Origin of the sequence: Pseudorhodobacter sp. (assembly GCF_030452865.1) — a bacterium.
Classification (GTDB): Bacteria; Pseudomonadota; Alphaproteobacteria; order Rhodobacterales; family Rhodobacteraceae; genus Pseudorhodobacter.
This window is the reverse complement of sequence record NZ_JAKDLJ010000479.1, coordinates 1-2,458: the sequence shown is the minus strand read 5'-3', so window position 1 is coordinate 2,458 and position 2,458 is coordinate 1. Positions and strand designations below refer to the sequence as shown.

Genomic DNA, 2,458 nt, shown 5'->3' with positions numbered 1-2,458 from the left:
AGATGCCAAAGATGCCGATGACGAACAGCGCCGCCCCGACCGCCAGATAATGTTCCAGTCCTACCATCTTCTCGTCCCTCCGGGTCATTCGCCCGATTGTTCGTCTTTTTGGGCGGCATTGCGGCCACCCGGCGACCGGGTGGGGCGTTAAAGCCCTTGCCCCGGCTTCACGTCTTTCAACTCCATCGCCGTCGCGGGATCGCGCCACATTTGCTGCAACACATTCTGGCGCTTGACATCCTTGCGGTGGCGCAGCGTCAACACAATCGCCCCGATCATCGCGACCAAAAGGATCATCCCGGCAAGCTGGAACGGCAGCAAATATTTGTCATAGAGCAGCAATCCAATCGCCCGCGTATTCTCCACCTGCGTCAGATCGGGTGTCACCGCGCGGCGCAGTCCCATCGCGCCATCCGCCGAAACCCATGCACCAATGCCGATGATCAGTTGCATCAGCAAGATCACCCCGATCAACAAGGCAATCGGCATGTACTTCGCCATCTCGCCTTTCAACTCGGCAAAATCCACGTCGAGCATCATCACCACGAACAGGAACAGCACCGCAACAGCGCCGACGTAGACAATGATCAAAAGCATCGCGACGAATTCCGCACCAAGCAGCACGAAAAGCCCCGACGAGGACAGGAACGCAAGGATCAGCCACAGCACCGAATGTACCGGGTTGCGCGACACGGTAACGAGAACCCCGGCGATCACGGCGGTCAGCGCAAAAAGATAAAAGGCGAAATCAGCGACGGTCATTTTTCGCTCTCCTCAACTTCGGCAAAGACGGCTTGCGCAATCTCCAGCGCCTTTTGCATCGCGGGCAGGCCACCGAACATGCTCATCTGCCAGATCACTTCGGCAATCTCGCGCTTGGTCGCCCCGGCCGTCAGCGCCTGCTTGATGGTCAGCCGCAACTGCGCATCGGCTTGCGCGCCCAGAACCGTCAGGGCCGCGATCGTCACCAGAAGCCGGGTGCGCGCGTCCAGCCCTTCCGGGTTGAAGGTCTTGCCGAACCACATTTCCAGCATTTCAGGCGGCATGGACGGAAACAGCTTTTCAAACCCCTTCACATCGACGCCTTCCAGCGCCGGGGCAAAGGATTTGGCCATTTCCTGACCCTGCTCCATCATCGTCTTGAACATCTTGGCGAATTCATCGGTCATCTGTAGGGCGCATCCGTTTCAAGGTTGCGGGCAATTTCGGCCTCCCAGCGGTCGCCGTTATCAAGCAGCTTTGCCTTGTCATAGAACAATTCCTCCCGCGTCTCGGCGGCGAATTCGAAATTCGGACCTTCGACGATGGCATCGACCGGACAAGCCTCCTGACAGAAACCACAATAGATGCATTTGGTCATGTCGATGTCATAGCGCGTGGTGCGTCGCGAACCATCCTCGCGCGGTTCGGCGTCAATCGTGATCGCCTGCGCCGGGCAAATCGCCTCACACAGCTTGCAGGCGATGCAGCGTTCCTCGCCGTTGGCATAACGGCGCAGCGCGTGTTCGCCGCGAAAGCGTGGCGACAGTGGCCCCTTTTCATGCGGATAGTTCAGCGTGCTTTTCGGCGCGAAGAAATATTTGAAGCCCACTTTGAAGCCAAGAAAGAAATCCCATAGCAGGAAATACTTGGTGGCGCGGTTCCAGTCGGTCGGACGGTTTTGCCCCATGAGATCAGCCCCCCATCGCCCAGCGGGCCCAGAAGCCGCCAAGCACTTCGAATTTCGCAAGGAATGCCACGATGACCACCCAGCCAATGGACAGCGGCAGAAACACTTTCCAGCCGATCCGCATCAACTGGTCATAGCGGTAGCGCGGCACGATCGCCTTCACCATGGCGAACATGATGAAGAAGAACGCCATTTTCCCGACCATCCACAGCGCCCCATCCGGCAAGCCGGGGATGGGGGACAGCCAGCCACCGAAGAACAGCAGCGAGGTCAAGGCGCACATCAGGAACAAAGCGATATATTCGCCCGCCATGAACAGAAGGTACGGCGTGGATGAGTATTCGACCATAAAACCTGCGACCAGTTCGGATTCCGCCTCCGGCAGATCGAACGGTGGGCGGTTGGTTTCCGCCAAAGCACTGATGAAGAACAGGAAAACCATTGGGAAATGCGGCAGCCAATACCAGTTGAACAAGCCAAAATCGCCGCGCTGCGCCTCCACAATCGCGCCGAAATTCAGCGATCCGGTAGAGATGATGATGCCAATGATGATCAGCCCCAGGCTGACCTCATAGGAAATCATCTGCGCCGCAGAGCGCAGCGAGCCGAGGAACGGATATTTGGAGTTCGACGCCCAGCCCCCCATGATCACGCCGTACACCTCCAGCGAGGAGACGGCGAAGACAAAGAGGATCGCGACGTTGATATCCGACAAAACCCAACCGTCACTGAACGGGATTACCGCCCAAGCGAGGATCGCCAGAACGAAGGACAGCATCGGTGCAAGGA

General features: G+C 58.0%; 4 protein-coding genes. All 4 read right to left on the bottom strand.

The features are described from left to right. Nucleotides 1-147 precede the first annotated feature (147 nt). Nucleotides 148-762 carry an NADH-quinone oxidoreductase subunit J gene (locus L0H65_RS18335; protein ID WP_301460648.1) on the bottom strand — a complete coding sequence of 205 codons (615 nt, stop codon included), beginning with the start codon at nucleotides 760-762 and terminating at the stop codon, nucleotides 148-150. After that, nucleotides 759-1,169: a carboxymuconolactone decarboxylase family protein gene (locus L0H65_RS18330; protein ID WP_301460647.1), complete on the bottom strand. Its 411-nt coding sequence runs from the start codon at nucleotides 1,167-1,169 to the stop codon at nucleotides 759-761. Before L0H65_RS18330 ends, L0H65_RS18335 begins: the two co-directional genes overlap by 4 nt. Further along, nucleotides 1,166-1,669, bottom strand: a complete 504-nt coding sequence (gene nuoI, locus L0H65_RS18325) for an NADH-quinone oxidoreductase subunit NuoI (protein WP_301460646.1) — start codon at nucleotides 1,667-1,669, stop codon at nucleotides 1,166-1,168. Before nuoI ends, L0H65_RS18330 begins: the two co-directional genes overlap by 4 nt. Before the next feature lie 4 nt (nucleotides 1,670-1,673). Next, nucleotides 1,674-2,458 (bottom strand): NADH-quinone oxidoreductase subunit H (locus L0H65_RS18320; RefSeq protein ID WP_301460645.1); only part of this gene is annotated, 785 nt, incomplete at its 5' end.